The following is a 19,991-nucleotide window of genomic DNA, read 5'->3' on the forward strand; positions in this document are numbered from 1 at the left end:
TAACAAGAATGATTCAGTTGAACGATATAAAGTCTGTGTATTTCATTGGAGTGGGTGGAATTGGCATGAGCGCACTGGCAAGGTTCTTTAATGAAAGAGGAGTGAAGGTTAGCGGTTATGATAAAACAGTTACGCCATTGACCACGATGCTGGAAGAAGAAGGAATTGAAGTTCATTATAAAGAAGATGTTGAACAGATTCCGAAGGATGTGCAACTGGTGGTATATACACCGGCCATTCCAACGGAACAGAAAGAGTACCAGTATTATCTGCAGAATGGGTACAGTGTAGTAAAGAGAAGTGATGTGCTGCAGATCATAACGCAGAGTTCTTTGAATATATGTGTGGCAGGTACATGGTAAAACAACCATCAGTACCATGACGGGGCATTTGTTGCGCCACAGTGGTTTTGGATGCAATGCATTTCTCGGAGGTATAGCGGTGAATTATAACCGCAACTTCTGGTCGCAGACCCCGTCTTCAGCGGGAGCAGTGAAAACAATGTGTGCGTAGTGGAAGCAGATGAGTATGACCGTTCCTTTCACAAACTGAGCCCGGATATAGCAGTGATCACAGCAATGGATGCAGATCATTTAGATATCTACGGAACAGCAGAAAATATGGAAGAAGCGTTCATTGAGTTTACACGTAAGATAAAACCAGGTGGATGGCTCATCAGCAAACATGGAATGAAGCGGACGAATGATCTTGTTGCAGGGAATCATATCACTTATCATTTAAGCAATGAGCAGGCAACTGTACATGCGGTGAATCTGAAAGTGAACAATGGAGGTTATTTGTTTGATGCTGTGATGGGTGATCCGATAGATATCGGATGGCAGCTAAAGAATGTGCAATTAAATATTGGTGGCTTGCACAATGTGGAGAATGTACTTGCAGCGATAGCTGTTGCACATATACTGAAGATAGAAGATGATAAAATAAAAAAGGCCGTTGCTGACTTTAAAGGAGTTAAAAGAAGATTTGAGTATGTGATTGCTCCGGGTGATGCTGATGTAACATTTGTTGATGATTACGCACATCACCCGGAAGAATTGAGAGCATTGATTAGTGGTGCAAGAAGTTTATTTGCCGGGAAGAAACTGGTGTTGGTTTTTCAGCCGCATCTCTTTACACGTACAAGAGATTTGGCGGATGGATTTGCTGAAAGCCTGGATATGGCAGATGAAGTAATTCTTCTTCCCATTTACCCGGCAAGAGAACTGCCAATTGAAGGTGTAAGCAGTGAATTGATTTTAAATAAAATGAAGTTGAAGAAGAAAAGGGTACTAACGAAAGAAGAGTTATTAAATGATGTGAATAAGATTGTTGATGAAGCATCCGGAAACGGCGTGGTTTTTATTACAGCAGGTGCAGGCGATATTGATGCAATGCTGCAGGAATTAAAAAAGAAGATTGAACAGAAATAAATGAGCAATAGAAAAATTTCATGGAAGAAGTTATTGCTGACCATCATCTGGATGGCAGTGGGAGCAGGCACAATTGTGGTGCTGGTTGCTGCTGCGCAAAACCAGAAAGGGAAACATTGTAAAGATGTAATTGTAACAATAAAAGGAATAGATGGCACGGAGTATGTTAGTAAGAAGCAAATTCTGAAAACCATTTCCGGCGGCAGACCTGATTTAATGAAAGGACAGCTTATCAGAACATTTGATTTGCAGCAACTGGAACAATTACTTGAAACAAATCTCTGGATCAGGAATGCAGAACTGTTTTTTGATAACAATGACGTGCTGCATGTTGATATAACAGAACGTGAACCGGTGGCAAGAGTATTCAGGGTAAATGGTGAATCATTTTATGTGGATGAACTGGGCGATCAGTTGCCGGTTACTAATGATCAGATTGCAAGAGTGCCTGTATTTACTTCCTTCCCCAATGAAACAACGAAAGAAAGAGAAAAGGACAGTGTGCTGCAGCAACAGGTAAAAGAGATGGGGCATTATATTCTGAAGAATGATTTCTGGATGGCGCAGGTTGACCAGCTGAATATTAATAACTATGAGTTTGAGCTGGTACCAAAGTTGGGCAACCATGTGATTTTGTTTGGTGATGGTAATGGCATTGAGCCAAAGTTTAACCGCCTGCTGCTGTTTTACAATCAGATCATGAATAAAACAGGATGGAATTATTACAGTGCACTGGATGTTCGTTACGATAAACAATTAGTTGCTGTAAGACGAGACAGTGCAAGCCTGTTTAAAAGTTTTGTACTGAAGCCCGATCAGTTTCAGATGAACACAGCTATTGACAGTAATGCCATCAGCAACGATTCAATTGTTACAACAGCGAACACTAATAATAAAGACAGTTCAAAGAGTTTGTTTACCTCCGGAACCCTTAAGAGTACCCAAAAACCAGAGTCCGTTTTACAATCCGCACCTGTGAAATCACAAAAAAACCAAAATCTCAATGCTTTGAAGAACCAATTCCCTACCCCTTCGAAAAAAGCAGATAAACCAGTGCTTACAAAAAAACCTCCATCGCAAACAGATGAAGAAAAAGTGCTGAGTGAAGCGAAGAAACAACCCAAGGCGGTAATGAAAAAGAAAGACGGACAATAAGCAAATGCAGAAAGTAAACTTAAAGAACAGGTAAAAATATCATTCGAATCAGTTAATCAGAACATCAACGGTTTTACACAACTAAAAACAACATACAACAATGACAACGGAATCACCCACCAACGGAACAGCAATCAGTGCACAGGCTGTAAACAACAACCCCATTATTGTGGGTTTGGATATTGGTACCACCAAGATCGCTGCTATTGCCGGAAGAAAAAATGAATTCGGTAAACTGGAAATTCTTGGCTTTGGCCGTGCTAACTCAAGCGGTGTACAACACGGTATGGTGTTGAACATCGATCAAACCATTAAAGCAATTGAACAGGCTTTACAGAATTGTTATGCCAGTAACCCTAACTTAGAAATCAATGAAGTGTATGTTGGGATTGCAGGTCATCACATTAAAAGTCTGCAGACACGTGGCGACATTGTACGTCAGAATAATGAAGAAGAAATTGCACAGCGTGAAATTGATCAGCTTATCAGCGATCAGTTCAAAACATATATTCCTGCAGGCGATCAGATCATTGATGTGATTCCGCAGGAGTTTACTGTTGATAATTTTCAGAATATTCCCAATCCAATTGGGTACAGCGGTGTAAAAGTGGGTGCTAATTTTCATATCATCACCGGTGATAAAAACGCCATCCGCAATATCAACCGCAGCGTAGAGAAAAGCCATTTAAAAGTAAAAGACCTTGTATTGCAGCCATTGGCTTCTGCAGCTGCTGTTATGTGCGAGCATGATCTTGAAGCAGGTGTAGCCATTGTTGATATTGGTGGTGGTACAACTGACCTGGCTGTATTTTATGAAGGTATTTTAAAACATACAGCTGTGATTCCATTCGGTGGTGAAAATATTACCAACGATATTAAAATGGGATTGGGTGTATTACGTACACAGGCTGAGCAAATGAAAGTGCAGTTTGGCAGTGCGTTGGCTGATGAGGCAAAAACAAATGCATTCATCACCATCCCCGGTATTCGTGGTATGCAGCCAAAAGAAATTTCTGTAAAGAATCTTGCACACATCATCCAGGCACGTATGAGTGAGATCATGGATTTTGTTACCTATCATTTAAAGCAGGTTGGTTTAGATAACCGTATGCTCAACGGTGGTATTGTATTAACAGGTGGTGGTTCACAATTGAAACATCTGATTCAGTTAACAGAATATGTAACAGGATTAAATGCAAGAATTGGTTATCCCAATGAGCATTTAGCATCAGGACATATTGATGAACTGGCTAAGCCAATGTACTCAACCTGTATTGGCTTGATATTGAAAGGATACAACGTGTACGAGAATACACAGAATAAACTGAAAGGCATTGAAGTGAAAGAAGAAACCGTTGCTGAAGTAATGAATGTGTATGATGAGCAAACCGATACACATACAGTACGGATTAAAAAACGCAAGAGCCTGAAAGGATTTATGGACAGTATCAAAGACGGATTGATTGACATGTTTAATGAAGAGGAAGACAAGAAATTCTAAATACAAGTCTTGAGCCGATAGTCCTTAGCGGATAGTAAACTGACTAAAGACTAATTACTACCGACTATCGGCTAAAACAAAAACTTACAACCTAACAAACCCGGAAATTTATGATACATTTTGATCTGCCAAAAGAAAAGTCATCCATCATCAAAGTAATTGGTGTTGGTGGCGGCGGAAGCAATGCTGTGAATCACATGCATTCACAGATTATAGAAGGAGTAAACTTTATTATCTGCAATACAGATGCGCAGGCTATTGCACAGAGTTTGGTGCCAAACAAAGTACAGCTGGGCCCGCACTTAACGCAGGGATTGGGCGCTGGCGCTAATCCTGAAATTGGCCGCCAGGCAACAGAAGAAAGCCTTGAAGAAATCAAGCGCATACTTGAAGTGAATACCAAGATGGCGTTCATTACTGCAGGTATGGGTGGCGGTACAGGAACAGGTGGAGCACCAATCATTGCAAAAATCTGTAAAGATCTCGGTATTCTTACCGTTGGTATAGTAACAACTCCGTTTGGTTATGAAGGAAAGAAAAGAATCCTGCAGGCAGAGGAAGGAATTAATAAACTGAAAGACTATGTTGACACATTACTTGTGATCAGCAATGATAAACTGCGTCACCAGTTTGGTAATTTGAAAATGAAGGAAGCATTTGCCAAAGCAGATAATGTACTGGCAGCTGCAGCAAAATGTATTACGGATGTAATCAACAGCACCGGGCAGATCAATGTGGATTTTGCGGATGTATGTACTGTAATGAAAAATGGTGGTGTGGCCATACTTGGTAATGCAAGTGCAAATGGAGAAAACCGTGCACAGCGTGCTATTGAAGAAGCATTGAATTCACCTTTGCTGAATGATAATGATATAAGCGGCGCAAAATGGATTCTTATCAACATCAACAGTGCAGAAGGTGATCATGAATTTACCATGGATGAAGTGGAGATTATTCAAAACCATTTACTGAGCCAGGCTGGAGAAAATACAGATGTGATTCTTGGTTTGGGATATGATGCTACATTGGGCGATCAGATCGGTATTACATTGATTGCAACAGGGTTTGAGCAAAAGAATCCATTCGATAAAAAACCTGCTGTGGTGGAAGAAGTAAAACCAAAGCCTGAAAAAATTGTATTAACATTAGGAGAACCTGAAAAGAAAGAATACAAACAACCTGTGTTATTTGAAGAAGCAAAAGATCTCTTTGCTCCAACAATTGTAGAAGAAACAACCCCTGTTGTGCAAATGTCAACTGCACCGGTTGTAGAAACAACAAAAATTGAATTTGTACTGGAGCCTGTTTCTGTTCCTGCAATGATGCATCCGAAAGTTGAAGAAATGAAAGAAGAGTTTTCTCCAATGGCTGCTGCAAAGGAAGAACCCGTGATGCAGAAATCAATGAATCCTGTTGAACATACAAGAGAAGTAAAACCTGCTGGCGGTTTTTTACAGAAGCCGGCAGTTATTTACGCAGAACCAAAAGAAGAATCCATTCCGGAAATAAAGTCTGAAGAAAAGCCAGTTGAACTTCCCGCACAGTTACGTATTGTTAAGGACGAGGAAGAATCGTTCAATATGCAGCTGGTGGAAAAGAAGGAACAACAACCGGCGGAGAAAGAGCTTAGGAGCGATCAAAATGTTCATCTTGCTTCTTCGGAAGAGCCTCCGGTAACGGATGAGGCAGAAGAGCAACGGAAGAAAGCAGCAGAACGGTTACAGAAGTTGAGAAACCTCTCGTTTAACATTCATGCAGCTGATCCGAATAATGAGTTTGACAATGTGCCGGCATATCTCCGCCGTAATTTAGAATTGTACAATACGATTTCGTCTGCAGAGAATTTCTACAGCAATTACACTGTGCAGGCCGATGAAAATAACCAGGGTCAGATCAATACCATCAACACCTTTTTAGATGGTAAAAAACCTGACTAGCTCTGTGCTTTAGCACAGAGAAAATTTGTTTTTAGTTGTAAGGTGAATTTTAGAATGTAGAGTTTATTCGTTGTGTAAATCCCCCCGCCTGAGCGGGGGGATTATTTAGCAGGTATCAGCACTTATCGAAAAGAGTTGCGTTATGCATGCATTCTTGAAAAAATAACTCCCGCAATTAACGCCTGAAAAAATCCGTAAAGCACCCATGACCAGATCGTCATCAGGCTTACATCAATAGCACTGTAAGTAATAAGTAAGGAAGGGATAGTGGCAACTAACACATAAATGATTGCCATTTCAATTCCCTGCATAAACGCATTGCCCTTCAGCAATGATTTAAACCTGTTCCAGAACCATGCAAGTGCAAATGCCAGTATAACCGGGTGTACATAATATAAAAAGTTGCGGGATTCGTCATTTACAAATGCCGGATTGTAATACTCTTCTGCTACTTTTGGAAGCAGGATGGGCATTACAAGCAAAGCAACATAAGCAAACAGTAGTAAAGCGGCACTGGCAACAAGGCCTGAAGTGATAATTTTTTTCATTAATTGATTTTTAAAGAGGAAAGATAAAGTGAGTTTCTGTTTGTTGCAAGAGTTCAGGTAATCAGGTTTTATGATCTTAATCAGTATTGGCAGATTCCCTTTTTTACGAAATCAGGCGAATCTGAAAAACCATCCTGAACTGTAGCCCCTCAGCTTTTCCGAAATCAGTCAGGCCGGGCTGTGGGTAATCCTCCTTTAACTGCATAAATTTGAAGGAAAAGTGACTTTCTTCATTTATAAACATGATTTTGATTAGACTATTTAGATAGATGCCTGTCTAACTTTGCCCAATTCAAGCATTACTTATGACGAAGACAATTTTTATAGCCACAACGGAACCTTATAGCGGAAAGTCAATTATTGCACTTGGTATTGTAAACATGTTACTGGCCAAAGCCCGGAAAGTGGGTTATTTTAAGCCAATTATCAACGATGATCCAAAAGGAAAAAGAGATGTTGATATTGAAACTATTGTTCATCATTTCGGTCTTCCTATTGCATATGACGATACTTATGCATTTACCCGCCAGCAGGCAATGCGGCAAATGGAAGGGGAAAATCGTGGCGATCTGATCAATACAGTTATCCGGAAAGTGAAAAAGCTGGAAGAGACGTATGATTTTACAGTGATTGAAGGAAGTGATTACCTCGGTGAAGGAACGGCTTTTGAATTTGAAACAAATGTTAGCATAGCCAAGAATCTCAATGCACCGGTGGTAATGGTTATCTCAGGCGAAAATAAAACAACGGCCCAGATTGTAAATACTGCACAGACGGTATTGAGGAATTTTAAATCACGTGAAGTACAGGTGCTGGCAGTTGTTGCCAATAAAGTAAAAAAGAGTATGGTGGATGATGTGCAGCTGCTGCTTTCATCACAATTAAATGGCGGAACAATCCTTTCTGTAATACCTGAAGATAAAAACCTGCAGAACCCAACCATGAAAGAAATTCATGAGCAGTTGGGAGGTAAACTTCTTTTTGGTGAAAAACAATTAACCAACCAGGTTGACAACTTTGTTACAGGTGCCATGCACCTGCCGCATTTCCTGAACCATATTGTTGAGAATGTACTGATTGTTACCCCCGGCGACCGTGGCGATATTATTATTGGTGCATTACAGGCAGGTATTTCAGTAAATTATCCAAAGATTGCAGGCATCGTACTTACAGCAGGTATTGAACCGGAAGAACCTGTCATCCGTTTGCTGGATGGGTTGCAAACAGTGTTGCCTATCATATCTGTAAAAGAAGGAACCTTTCAAACAACAGCATTGCTTGGCTCTATTAAATCAAGAATATCCTCCGATAACACCAAAAAAATTCAGTTGGCCATCAGTACATTTGAAAAGTATGTTGATGTAAATAAACTGGATGAAAAAATTATTACGTTTAAACCCGAGGGTATAACGCCGCACATGTTTCAATACCAGCTGGCAAAACGTGCAAAAACCAAGATCAAACACATTGTATTGCCTGAAGGAAATGAAGACCGAATCTTAAAGGCAGCAGCCCGGTTAATAAACCAGGAAATTGTAGAACTTACCCTGTTGGGCGATGCCGGAGAAATTGCAGCATCTATTAAACGTCTTGGTTTAAATCTTGATTTAAAACGTATTCATATTATTGATCCTGTATTATCTGACAAATTTGATGATTATGTTGAAACTCTTTTTGAATTAAGAAAAGGAAAAAACATCACCATGGAGTCAGCCCGGGATCTGATGTCTGATGTATCGTATTACGGAACAATGATGGTGTTCAAAGGACATGCAGATGGAATGGTATCAGGTGCAGTGCACACAACACAGCATACAATTCGCCCGGCATTACAGTTTGTAAAAACAAAGCCCGGCATTTCAACCGTGTCTTCTGTTTTCTTTATGTGTTTGCCCGATCGTGTTTCTGTATTTGGCGATTGTGCGGTGAATCCTGATCCTACAGCAGAACAGTTAGCAGAGATTGCTATTTCATCAGCAGAAAGCAGTTTGAGTTTTGGTATTGAACCAAGAATAGCAATGCTTTCTTATTCTTCCGGAACATCAGGTGAAGGTGTTGATGTTGAAAAAGTAAGACAGGCTACACAAATAGTAAAACAAAAAAGACCTGATCTGAAAGTGGAAGGCCCGATTCAGTATGATGCAGCTGTTGATCCTGTTGTTGGTAAACAAAAAATGCCTGATTCAAAAGTAGCAGGACAGGCAAGTGTATTAATTTTCCCCGATTTGAATACAGGCAACAATACATACAAAGCTGTACAGCGTGAAACAGGTGCGCTGGCTATTGGTCCCATGCTGCAGGGATTGAACAAGCCCATCAACGATCTCAGCCGTGGCTGTACAGTTGATGATGTATTTAATACAGTCATTATTACAGCCATACAGGCACAGGATAAATAAAACAATAACTTACCGGCAGATTTTCATCTGCAAAAAATGATACTGATCGTATGAACATTTTTGTAATTAACACAGGCAGCAGTTCGCTCAAATACCAATTGTTTAAAATGCCGCATGAAAAACCGGTATGCAGTGGTTTGGTTGAGCGTATTGGCATGGATGGTTCTTCCATTACACATAAAACGTACCTGAATGGAGAAGAGAAAGTTGTAAAGGAACAGATTCAACTGGCCGATCATGAAGCAGGTTTGCATGAAGTAGTGAGTTTGCTCACCGATAAAGAAATCGGTGTAATAAAAAGTACTGATGAAATTGATGCAGTTGGTCACCGTGTTGTTCATGGTGGAGAAAGTTTTGCCGCAACAACCATCATCACCAATGAAGTAAAAGAAAAGATCAAAGAATTATTTTCACTTGCGCCATTGCATAACCCCGCCAATTATATCGGCATTCAGGTGGCAGAAAAAATATTTACCAAAGCAAAACAGGTAGCTGTGTTTGATACGGCCTTTCATCAAACAATGCCGGCGAAAGCATACAGGTTTGCTATTCCTCAAAATTTATATACAGAGCAGCATATCAGGGCCTATGGATTTCACGGTACTTCACACAAATATGTAAGCGAGCAGGCAATTGCTTACCTGCATAAGAAGGATGCGAAAGTGATTACCATTCACCTTGGTAACGGAAGCAGTATGACTGCAGTTGATGGCGGACGTTCTGTTGATACAACTATGGGCTTTGGCCCGGTTGGTGGTTTGATCATGGGAACAAGATCAGGCGATATTGATGCTGCTGTTATTTTTCATTTAATTGAACAGCTTGGTTACTCAGCAAAAGAAGTAAGTGAACTGCTGAACAAAAAAAGCGGCATGTCAGGATTAACCGGCTACAGTGATATGCGTGATATCCGCAAAGCAATAACAGAAGGTGATCAGCAGGCTGAACTTGCTTCAGAGTTGTATGCATACCGTATTAAGAAATATATCGGAGCGTATGCTGCAGTGCTCAACGGACTCGATGCAATTGTTTTCACAGCGGGAGTGGGAGAGAATGCAGTTGATATCCGCCGCCGTGTATGTAGCGATATGCAGTTCCTCGGTATTTATTTTGATGAAGCAAAAAATGAACTGCGCAGCTCTGAAATAAGAGAGATTAGTACAGCAGATTCGCCGGTAAAAATTTTAGTGATCCCTACCAATGAAGAGCTGGAAATAGTTAAACAGTGCTATGAATTGCTGAATGAAAAAGTAAATTAGCCTTTTAAAAAAGTCCCCCGTTTAAGAATTGGTGACCAGGAAGATCATTGTAGCAAGCTGAATAATAATTGATACAAAAGTGAAGCTTGCCACTTTGTACTTGCTTTTAACAAAGCGGATAACAGATATAATAAACATGGTCAACATCAACAGGAGAGCCGGTATTGTCAGTATCTCCACAATTACACCAAGAAGAACAGGTCTGTAGTGAAGTTTGTCTGCGGTAATAAGAAAAATAAAATAAGCCGCAACTGTCAGGCTTAAAAATAAAATGAGATTATTCTGTTTTGTTATTTTCATTTTCTAAAAAGAATCGTCAGTATCCTTGGAATTTCATTTCTGTTGTCATCATCAAAATATTCATTGATGTCAACAACAGACAATCCGTATTTTTTAGCAGGCAGTAAAAAATCAGAGAGATGATGATTGAAACATTGTATAACCTGTATGCCTGTTCCCGTTTCAAACCTTGCCTTGCTTCCGTTGTATTGTTTAAAGGGATGCAGCTCTCCAATATAAACATAGCCGCCAGTATTCAATGAGGCTGATACTTCTTTGAAGATGTGGTCAAGATTATCAATATGCTCCAGCACTAAACTGAAACTCACAAGATCGTATAATCCATTTCTGAAAGTCCAGTCTTTGGTAATATCTGCCTGTTTAAATTCAACTTTATCTGAGCTCACTTTCTCTTTTGCTTTCGCCAGCATTTCTTCCGATAGATCAACTGCTGTTACATGCTTTGCTTTTTCTGCAAACCAAACCGTATTCTTTCCTGTGCCGCAGCCAATTTCAAAACAACGGTTGAAGTTGATAGTTGCTAAATTGCTGCGCAGGGCAATGGCTTCCAGGTCTCTTGTTTTATTGAGATTGGTATCGTATTGCGATGCCCATGCATTGTAAGCCTGTTGAGTATTCATCCTGCCTGTTTATTATGATATGAAAGTAAGAAAAGCTGTAGAAATCATTTCAGCTCAAACTTATTTTTCTTTCGTCCAGATCCTGTAACCTTTAAAATAAGAGCTGTTCCAAACTTGATATCTCGGGATCATGAACTGATCCAACCTTCTTAAAAAGTCAGGATAGTTTTTTGTTTTGCTCCAGAGATTTTCACTGAGGGCAGTCATGCGTGGAAAAATCATGTAGTCAACTTTTGTTGAGTAGCCCATATACTCTGTCCACACATTTGCCTGTCCACCCACAATTTTATGCCCAAGGTTTGCTTTCTGTAAAGCATCAGGAATTACTTTGTAAGTATAAACAGCTTCTAAAGAATTATACCCTTTAATTGCCAGACTGTCGTTGGGGTCTTTCGATTGAAAATGATCAAAGTAAAAGGGAATACCCGGCGTCATAATAATATTGAATCCTTTTTTGGCTGCTGATAAAGCCTGCTTCTCATCGGCCCAGTTCATGATCAGTGTGGATGTATCCAGATCACCTTCAGCAATTTCATGCCAGCCAATGGCTTTCCTGTTCAATGTTTTTAAATAGGAAGCAATGTATTCAATGAAATAAGTTTGAAGTGCGGTTTCATCTTTCAGGTTGTTCTTCTGCATAAACTGCTGCGTTTTTTTATCCTGCTTCCACCACATCCTGCTGCATTCATCACCTCCAATATGAATATAAGTTGAAGGAAATAATTCAGTGAGTTCTTTAAACACTGATTTCAAAAACTGAAACGTGAAATCAGTTGGTGCCAGTACATTGTTCTGCCGGTTATACATTCCCCATGTAGTTGCCACATTCCACACAGTATCAGGTTTTGTACTCAGTTGCGGATAAGCCGCAATGGCAGCCCTGCTGTGACCGGGAATATCCAGCTCCGGAATAATGGTAATGCCACGCACAGTTGCGTAAGCAACAATTTCTTTTATTTCTGCTTTGGTATAAAAACCACCATAGCGTTTGCCATCATAACGGGCAGGTGCATCTTTAAAATGACCGATCAGTGTGGAATCTCTCCACGATGCAACAGGATTTAATTTTGGATAACTGCTAACTTCAAAACGCCAGCCCTGGTCATCGGTTAAATGCCAGTGAAATGTATTGAACTTATGAAAAGTGAGATAGTCAATATATTTTTTGATATAACTCGCCGGAAAAATATGGCGCACCACATCAAGGTGCATACCACGATAACTGAACTGCGGATAATCTGTAACAGCAACAGCAGGAAAAGTTATGGTTGATTGTTTCTTTAATGGGAATAATTGCAATAATGTTTGAGCTGCATTTACAAAACCACGAATATCTTTTGCAAGAATCAGCACACGTTCACCTCCGCTTTTCAACATATACATTTCTGCTTTGGTAATAGTTGCAGAATCGCAGAGCAATACAATTCCAGCAGGAGGTAATTTTTTTGTAAGTGGTATTTCCTGCAGCAACAGAGTAACACCGCTTTGCTTTTGCAGTTCATCTCGCAGGTATTTTGCCTGTGCTTCAAATGCTTTACTGTAATAGATCGTGGAATTCCCGGTAAGCTGAACAGCAGACGATTGAACTGTTTCAAATTTTACCGGCGCAGGTATAATATTATTGGCTGACTGTGCAAACGAATGAATTGATATAAATAAGACAACAACTACGAGACTGATTTTTTTCATGTGTAATAAGTTACAAACGTTTCAACGTTTTTCTGAATTGCCCTGCAAGATAACGGTCTTTGCTTTTTAAGATCAGCCGAAAAGGATCACCCGTTTATTTTGCTGCTAATGGAATATAGCGGGTGTTGATCAGTTTCAGGTGATGTGCCTGGTGGCCGATGATATTAAATCCCATTCCCGCTACAGAAATTTCAAACTGCCAGTTGATTCCTGTCAGCGATAATGTTTCCTCATCAAAATTATTGAACATCGCAATGGTCGATTTTCGTACAGCTGTCAGCTCTTCAAGAATCTGTTCAATTGTTTTTGTATTTGCTTTTGAATGTCTTGCCAGCAGGTCTTCATCAAAGCCAGGCTGTACAGATTTTTTTCTCCTGGCAAAAAGCAACGTACGGTACGATAAGATGCGTTCAAAATCTGCAATATGCTGCAGGGTTTCATTCACCGTCCATTTTCCTTCTGCATAAGTTTTTGTGCCAATTTTTTTCAGCAACGCAAGATCAAGCTGGGTGATCTGTTGCAGACTTATCTCAAACGCTTCACTTAGTTCAACATCATCAACAAGGTTAATATACTTTTCAAAAAATCCCGGCTTGGGGCTGATCTCTGATCTTTTCATGCTTGGCTGATTGAAGAATGAAATTAATTCATTCAATCAAAACTTCTGCAGCTGAAGTAAAAAAGCCGGTGTTAAAATAACACCGGCCTGTATAAACAAGAGTTTATTAATTCGCTTTCACCACTTCATACCAAACTTCACCATTGTCCTGTACAAAAGGTTTGTACTGGGCACCATCAACCATGTAATAGGTTTCGCCATCAATAGTAACCGTTTCATAACCTGCAGGTAAGCTTTCAACTACTGCACCAACCGGAGGTGATACAACATAGTAGTTACTGTTTCTGTAATCGTAATAGGTGCCGTTGTAATAATAGTAAGGATAGTCACGCACATAGATCCTGCTGTATCCAAAAGGTAACACGTTAATGTAAATACCAATCGGTGGCGCCACTACTCTGAATATATTATTGTACGGACGGTAATATACACCATCATAATACCTGTAACCGTAACCGCCAAAGTTTAAACTGATGTAAGAAGATGGCAGTGTATTATAATACCTGTTTCTTGCAGGCAGGTAAGAATATCTCCAGCTCGGGTTGTAGGCATTATACGCAGGTCTTCTGTAATTATTGCCATTGTATCCACGGTTGCCGTAGCTGTTGTTGTATCTGCGGTCATTGCTTCCACGGTTGTAACCTCCGTTATTATCCGGACGTCTCCTGTTATTATCATAACGGTCGTTTCCATTTCCCGGTCTGCGGTCACTACTGTTATTTATTCCACTGCCTCTGCGGTCGGGACTTGTTCTGTTGGTAGTTGCAGGATTACGGTTCTCCGTTCTGTTACGGTTTACATTATCCCTGTTTGCATAATCACGGTTGGATTGTCCCTGTCCGTAACGGTTGCCTCCATTTTGATTTTGCTGACCACGGCCAACATCGTTCCGGTTTGAATTGTTCTGACGGTTAACATCCTGCCGTTGTCTGTTATCAGCACCCTGTGTTTGCTGACGTGGGCCTTCATCCCTTCTTGAACTTTGTCTTACATTACCTTCACGGTTTCCCCTGTTACCATTTCCCTCGCTTCGGTCCCTGTTGCCCTGTGCCTGTGCATCCATGCTGTATAAGCCGGCCACAAGCAGTGTTAGCATACCGGCTTTCTGTAACTGCCTTTTTAATGTGTCGATATTCGTTTTCATGTTTTTCTTTTTAGTTGTAAAAAATGATTCAATACTTATCAGACGCATAAATGGTGCAAGAATCTTACCGCTTCATACATCTTCACATAAGTATAACAATGTTTTAGAGTTTGCAGGTACAGTTGATGTTAAAGCAGAGAATAAACAGTCAGGTATCTGCCTGCATATTTTGTTTTTTAACAGCTCTTATAATGAGCAGAATAACGGAGAGTAACCATCCGGCAGGGTAAGGAACAATGAGTAAACCCCAGCACCACGATAAAGAGGAGCTGCCGCCAAAACCTCCCAATGCAGAAAAGTAAAACAGGAAACACACGCCTGTTATAATCAGAATAAAACCGGTAAGGAACAGTTTGTAATGGCGATCTTTTGTAAGCCATGTTGATAAAGCAATCAATGCACTGCCGGTAAGAATAACAACCGATCCTTCAAGCGGGTCAAAGGCACCGGCAATCAGGAATACGGCGCCGGTAATGAACGCAACTTTCTTCCAGTTTGTTTTTTCCTTCACGGCTGATGCTGTTTTTGAGCATAGAAAAAGTAAAACTTATCACTGCAGCAGACAATGATGATGGTCATTCAAAAAAGAATTAACAGGAGTTAATTGTTGTCAGCTGGCAGGATAAATAAGTGCTGTTTCAAAAGCAGAAGGATCAGTAACACTGCAGTTATAAGCCGTTTAATTCATCTTCCTTCCTGCAGTTAAATACTTTCGCACAGGTATATCATAAATAACCATAATTATGTACGACAGGCCAACCAGCAGAAGGGTGCCTGCCGTAATAATAAAAACTAATTCTGTTGTACTTACTTTATGGCTGCTGTAATAATTTCCAAAAACCCAGATTGCTGCGTAGTGCGTCATGTAAAGCGGGTAGGATATTTTACCGGAGAATACACAAAGTTTTTTTACTTTATCTGAAAGTACGGCTCCTGCACCCAATGCAACCAGCAAAGGAAAATAAAACAGCACAACCATTGTTTCTGCCAGCCAGTTCCATTTAAACCAGGGCATTAAAAATGGCAACAGCAGCAATGCCGAAAGCCCGGCAAACCCAAGCTTTGTTTTTATAAGCCAGTTAAAACGGTAAATAACTAACCCGGCGGAGAATGAATAACAGATACGTGCACCGCCATCCCAAAAATTGTCTTTACTCCAGCCACCCATTAAATTTCCTGCACGGTAAACAACAATACAAACCGCAGCTGCTGAAAGGATGGTTAGTAAAAGCAATAAACGCCGGTTGATTTTGTAAAGCACAAATGCATAAAGAATATTGGCCGCATATTCCCAGAATAAAGACCAGGCAGGAGCATTAAAACTGAAGAGATTAAAGCCACGTTCCTGCATGGCGCCAAAAGGGATCAGTAAAACAGAGCATAGAAATATGAGGATGATTTTTCCTGCACTGTATACTTCAGGATGACCGCCAAACGGATCGAAGAAGAAACCCAGCAAGCCAAGTATGGAGCCTGAAATGACCAGGGGATGCAGCCTTATTAACCTTGATTTGAAAAATTCTTTTACACCCATTTTTTCAATACGGTCGTCATAGGCATAACCGATTACAAAGCCCGATAAGCAGAAAAAAAAGTCAACAGCTAAAAAACCATGAGCAATGAAATTTTTACTGTAATCTGTATAAGCCATTTCCATAAAATGAAAAACAACAACACTGAGTGCTGCAATACCTCTCAAGCCGTCGAGAATTTCAAAATGCTGCTTCGTTTTTAAAATGCCTGGGGCTGTTTTCTGCATATTGCTTATTCAATGGAAATGATTGTTGGGTAAAAAAGGTCTTACACACTGAAGATAACAACAAAAGTAAAAGAGGGAGAAAGCTTTTTGCAGCAATACTCTCAAAGCGGCTGAATAGAATTTCCAGCTGTTCTGCAGCAAAAACAATAGCTTGTATCAGCCGAATTACTGTTAAGCAAAGCCGTAGAAAAGATTAAATTTTATTTGTTTTTTACACCGTTCATTTACGGTTGTTTTTCTTTTTAAGTTCTTTTGCCATCATTAAAGAATGCTTCAATGAATTTATGTTGTTCCAGTCACTATGGGCTACAATAATAAACTTTGGTTTCCGGAATTTTTTCTGAACTTTTTTCAGCGTAGATGCATATGCTGTTACATTACCATCGCCTAAAAAACCTAAATTTTCATCATCAGCACCTTTTATTAAGCAACCACCGTAGAGAATTTTTTCTTTCTCAAACCAGATTACAATATTGTCTTCAGTATGTCCCTGGCCGGGATAATAAGTTTCAAAAGAATATTGGCCAACAGTAAAGACAGTGTCCTTTTCCATTAAAAATTCAGCCCTTTTTTCATTATTTTTTTCACTTAATTTATCTGTAAGCGCAGTAGTATAGGTTTTAATTCCCTGTTGCCTGTAATATTCAAGTCCGGCGGTTTTGTCGCTATGCCAGTGCGTAGCAAAACACATGACCACACTTTTGTTATGCTTCAATTTTATACTGTCAAGTAATGGTTGAAATTGTGTTGTGTCCCAGGGAGTATCAAACATAATAACACCATTGTTACTTACAAGATACATTCCGTTTGCAGGAACCTGGTTGTCTTTGTATGTATTGTAAGTTGTATAAATGTAAAAATCTCCTGTTAAATGTGCAATGGTAAGTTTCGCTTTCTCTGACTGTGCAAAAATATTGGTGAGAGAAAAAGTAAAGGCTATTGTTAATAGAATCGTTCGCATAATGTTTCTGTAAATTATGTGGTGCTGACTTATTGATAAAGTTAAATAGTAAAAACGAAAGCTGGCTTTGCTTCTCAATAACAAACCCTCCAGCAATTTACTAAACTGCAACTTTTTTGGCAGGGCAGCGCAATTCCTGTTGGTTTTATCATTGCAGTTGGCAGAACTATCTTTCGGGAACTTCATCAGGAATTTTAATAACTACTTTTTGCAAACCTGTGGTTTTAGATTTTATAATTCCATCAACTCGTATAAGCATTCCCTTTTTTCTGTTGAATTCAATATCAATATCATGGTTTCGGTAACGGATGTTTTTTACAGAAAACGAATTCCAGCCCATATCAACAGGATCAATCATCAAGTCGTCAGAATCCTGTGGAGTAATGCCGGCAACATGCTGCATCAACAGGTCAATCCAGGTGGAATGATTGTAGTCAAGCTCCGGCATAAAAGGACTTCCTGTATGAGGATCATACCGTTCAGCAATATTCGGTTTTTGAATAGTATCATTTGGAAAGTGCATACGGGTATACCGGTTAAAGAGTGTTGCAGCATTTTTAGATAACGAACTATCTAATGTTTTAGCAGCCCACAATGCTCCATCAACAACATGACAGGTTGTACGGGGCCATGTTGCACAATTCCAGTATGTCCAGCCAGTTTCCTGTAGCTGGGTATATTTTTCATAATCCAATGGCAGCGATGGCAGCGGATACTTCGTCCAGAAAGTTTTAGGATTGAAGATGTGTTGCAGCATCGGTACATGTGATTGGTCTGCTATTCTCGCCCAGAAAACATAAAACCCGGTGGTTGCTTTAACCCTTGCCTGTTTCTGTACAACCGGCTTTACATCATAGAAAAAACGATCAGCTGCATTCCACATTACTGAAAGCAATTGAGTGCGTGTGCGTTCACTCATGGCTGCATAAAGTTTTTCAGAGGCAGTGTCGTTCAATAACCCGGCAAGACTTGCAGCAGCGCAAAAGTTTTTATATGCATAGGTTGTTTGATCAACAGTTGCAAGGCGGTGATCTGCTGTTTCATAATAGATCCGGTAAAGTTCTTCAGCCGTTTTCGGCCAGTGTAAATCTGGATCAGTAACAACTGAGTTTCTTATTTTATTCATCAACTCCATATCTTCTGCCGACTTTGAACCATCCGGTTTATACGTTCTGCTTCGCTCATTCCTGAACATTTCAGGTATCGGATCAAAATAAGAATAACGTGCAGTCCATTCCTGGCCGGCTGAATTACTCCAGGGATATGTTTCATAAAGCCCATCTTTATCAACATCAAATATTCGCTGGTACGATTGAAGGTTACTCTGCATTTGCGGCCATACATCCTTCAATGTTTTTTGTTCCTTTTCCGGGTGAACAAGCAAGGCTCCCCTGAAAGCATCAACCGCATAATTCTGGTAAGGTACTGAACGGCCAGAAACATCCATATTGCTTGAATCTGCATCAACGCCCCAATCCCAGATATGGTTCGAGAGATATCCATCATTGAGATTCTGTGCTGCGAAAAATTCTTTCGTTGTTGAAAAGGCCCAGTCAGGTTTTCTCATCCAGCGGAGTTCATCAACAGAAACACAGGAACCGGAATAGGAAACAACTCCATCATATGCTACTGTACCTTCACGGGGCGACGGGAAATAGAAATGGCCGACCTGTGCAAAAATCATTTTTGTATAAAGCGACCACCAGCGGTAATAATATAGTTTTTCAAAATAAGGATTGCTGCAACTGAAACGGGGAATTTCTTTTTCAAACCAATTGTTCCAATCCTGCCTCACTGCTGCAGGAATATCAGATATTTTTTTCCAGCGGTTCACTGCTTTGTTTGCCAGCTGTAGATTTGTTGCTGTACTCAATAAAATAGTTAAGGATTTTTTTTCTCCCGGCTTAATGGAAATAACATAAGCCGCATTATAACTGTTGTTGTGTAAATCTACTTTGCCGGGTTTTAAAGAAGAGCCCAGCACATAGTGAACAGGTTGCAAAACTTTATCGCTGTATGGAACGGTTGCATACAAAAAACCGGCATCGGTGTTTTGACCGGTTGTTGTATTGCCCGGCAGCATACCTGTAAACGAAGCATGGACAGAGATTTCATTGGCAGTATTATTTTTCCAAACCAGTTCCATTCCTGCCACATCATCACGGGTAATAAAAATTTTTCGTGAAACGGGCGCATAAGAAATTGTTGCTCCCAGCGGAGGCATCGCTTCATTCATTTCTATCCTGTCAGGACACCAGGAACGAACGGTACCTGTGGCCCAGTCGAACAACCCTTTTTCTTTCCATTGCTGTACAAAAAGAACTTTTGTTTTGCCCGGTTCAATAACAAGGGCAACATTTCCGCTGCCGAGAAAATTTTTATCGGCACGGCCACCAAGATAAGCACAGATATTTCTGATCTTATCCTGCTGTGCATTTACACTCAGTATGCAGCAGGGCAGCACCTGTACCAGCAGAAATAAAAACAACAACTTATTTTGATTGTTATGTTTTGATTGCCTGTGCATTTTGTGATGAATCGTTTTTAGCAGGTAAAATTCCACCCGCAACCGCTGCTGATTGAAATTGTTTATTTGAAGTTAAGAACTAATGTTTAGTTCTCAGCAATGGCTCTCTAATAGCCAGCGCTTTGGCCGGAGACTTTGTTGCA

At 40.1% G+C, this 19,991-nt stretch carries 15 protein-coding genes and 1 pseudogene; 6 read left to right on the plus strand and 10 right to left on the minus strand.

Annotated elements, in window-relative coordinates; translation table 11 throughout:
• Positions 1 to 11: 11 nt before the first annotated feature.
• The 4 genes and pseudogenes from IPK31_11805 to ftsZ all read left to right on the plus strand — a co-directional run bounded on the left by IPK31_11805 (position 12) and on the right by ftsZ (position 6,023).
• A pseudogene (locus IPK31_11805) lies at positions 12 to 1,430 on the plus strand (UDP-N-acetylmuramate--L-alanine ligase).
• Entirely contained in the window at positions 1,431 to 2,585 is a 1,155-nt protein-coding gene (locus IPK31_11810) for an FtsQ-type POTRA domain-containing protein (GenBank protein MBK8088571.1), read from the plus strand.
• 100 nt (positions 2,586 to 2,685) lie between these two features.
• Positions 2,686 to 4,086 (plus strand): cell division protein FtsA, encoded by a 1,401-nt coding sequence (gene ftsA / locus IPK31_11815; GenBank protein ID MBK8088572.1) that lies wholly within the window; start codon positions 2,686 to 2,688, stop codon positions 4,084 to 4,086.
• 110 nt (positions 4,087 to 4,196) lie between these two features.
• Entirely contained in the window at positions 4,197 to 6,023 is a 1,827-nt protein-coding gene (ftsZ, locus tag IPK31_11820) for a cell division protein FtsZ (protein MBK8088573.1), read from the plus strand.
• A 140-nt stretch (positions 6,024 to 6,163) separates the two neighbouring features.
• Here ftsZ and IPK31_11825 read toward each other — a convergent pair whose 3' ends face one another.
• Positions 6,164 to 6,571 carry a hypothetical protein gene (locus IPK31_11825; protein ID MBK8088574.1) on the minus strand — a complete coding sequence of 136 codons (408 nt, stop codon included), beginning with the start codon at positions 6,569 to 6,571 and terminating at the stop codon, positions 6,164 to 6,166.
• Between the two features lie 305 nt (positions 6,572 to 6,876).
• Between IPK31_11825 and pta the strand changes: the two genes are divergently transcribed.
• Positions 6,877 to 8,970 (plus strand): phosphate acetyltransferase, encoded by a 2,094-nt coding sequence (gene pta, locus IPK31_11830; protein ID MBK8088575.1) that lies wholly within the window; start codon positions 6,877 to 6,879, stop codon positions 8,968 to 8,970.
• A 50-nt stretch (positions 8,971 to 9,020) separates the two neighbouring features.
• On the plus strand, positions 9,021 to 10,229 hold the full coding sequence (locus tag IPK31_11835; GenBank protein MBK8088576.1) for an acetate kinase: 1,209 nt from the start codon (positions 9,021 to 9,023) through the stop codon (positions 10,227 to 10,229).
• 21 nt (positions 10,230 to 10,250) lie between these two features.
• Here the strand turns inward: IPK31_11835 and IPK31_11840 are convergent, their stop codons facing one another.
• The 9 genes from IPK31_11840 to IPK31_11880 form a co-directional block, all read right to left on the minus strand.
• Positions 10,251 to 10,529: a hypothetical protein gene (locus IPK31_11840; GenBank protein ID MBK8088577.1), complete on the minus strand. Its 279-nt coding sequence runs from the start codon at positions 10,527 to 10,529 to the stop codon at positions 10,251 to 10,253.
• Positions 10,526 to 11,149 (minus strand): class I SAM-dependent methyltransferase, encoded by a 624-nt coding sequence (locus IPK31_11845; GenBank protein ID MBK8088578.1) that lies wholly within the window; start codon positions 11,147 to 11,149, stop codon positions 10,526 to 10,528. Before IPK31_11845 ends, IPK31_11840 begins: the two co-directional genes overlap by 4 nt.
• A gap of 60 nt (positions 11,150 to 11,209) precedes the next feature.
• Positions 11,210 to 12,838, minus strand: a complete 1,629-nt coding sequence (locus IPK31_11850; protein ID MBK8088579.1) for a beta-N-acetylhexosaminidase — start codon at positions 12,836 to 12,838, stop codon at positions 11,210 to 11,212.
• Between the two features lie 94 nt (positions 12,839 to 12,932).
• Positions 12,933 to 13,457, minus strand: coding sequence for a DinB family protein (locus IPK31_11855; protein ID MBK8088580.1), 525 nt, complete (start codon positions 13,455 to 13,457; stop codon positions 12,933 to 12,935).
• A gap of 106 nt (positions 13,458 to 13,563) precedes the next feature.
• Positions 13,564 to 14,601: a hypothetical protein gene (locus tag IPK31_11860; protein ID MBK8088581.1), complete on the minus strand. Its 1,038-nt coding sequence runs from the start codon at positions 14,599 to 14,601 to the stop codon at positions 13,564 to 13,566.
• A gap of 148 nt (positions 14,602 to 14,749) precedes the next feature.
• On the minus strand, positions 14,750 to 15,112 hold the full coding sequence (locus IPK31_11865) for a hypothetical protein (GenBank protein MBK8088582.1): 363 nt from the start codon (positions 15,110 to 15,112) through the stop codon (positions 14,750 to 14,752).
• A gap of 168 nt (positions 15,113 to 15,280) precedes the next feature.
• Positions 15,281 to 16,360: an acyltransferase gene (locus tag IPK31_11870; GenBank protein MBK8088583.1), complete on the minus strand. Its 1,080-nt coding sequence runs from the start codon at positions 16,358 to 16,360 to the stop codon at positions 15,281 to 15,283.
• A gap of 220 nt (positions 16,361 to 16,580) precedes the next feature.
• A complete protein-coding gene (gene bla / locus IPK31_11875) occupies positions 16,581 to 17,321 on the minus strand; it encodes a BlaB/IND/MUS family subclass B1 metallo-beta-lactamase (GenBank protein MBK8088584.1) in 741 nt (246 codons plus the stop codon).
• A gap of 166 nt (positions 17,322 to 17,487) precedes the next feature.
• Positions 17,488 to 19,848: a hypothetical protein gene (locus IPK31_11880; protein ID MBK8088585.1), complete on the minus strand. Its 2,361-nt coding sequence runs from the start codon at positions 19,846 to 19,848 to the stop codon at positions 17,488 to 17,490.
• Positions 19,849 to 19,991 lie beyond the last annotated feature (143 nt).

The sequence above is a fragment of the Chitinophagaceae bacterium genome (genome assembly GCA_016713085.1).
Lineage (GTDB): Bacteria > Bacteroidota > Bacteroidia > Chitinophagales > Chitinophagaceae > Lacibacter.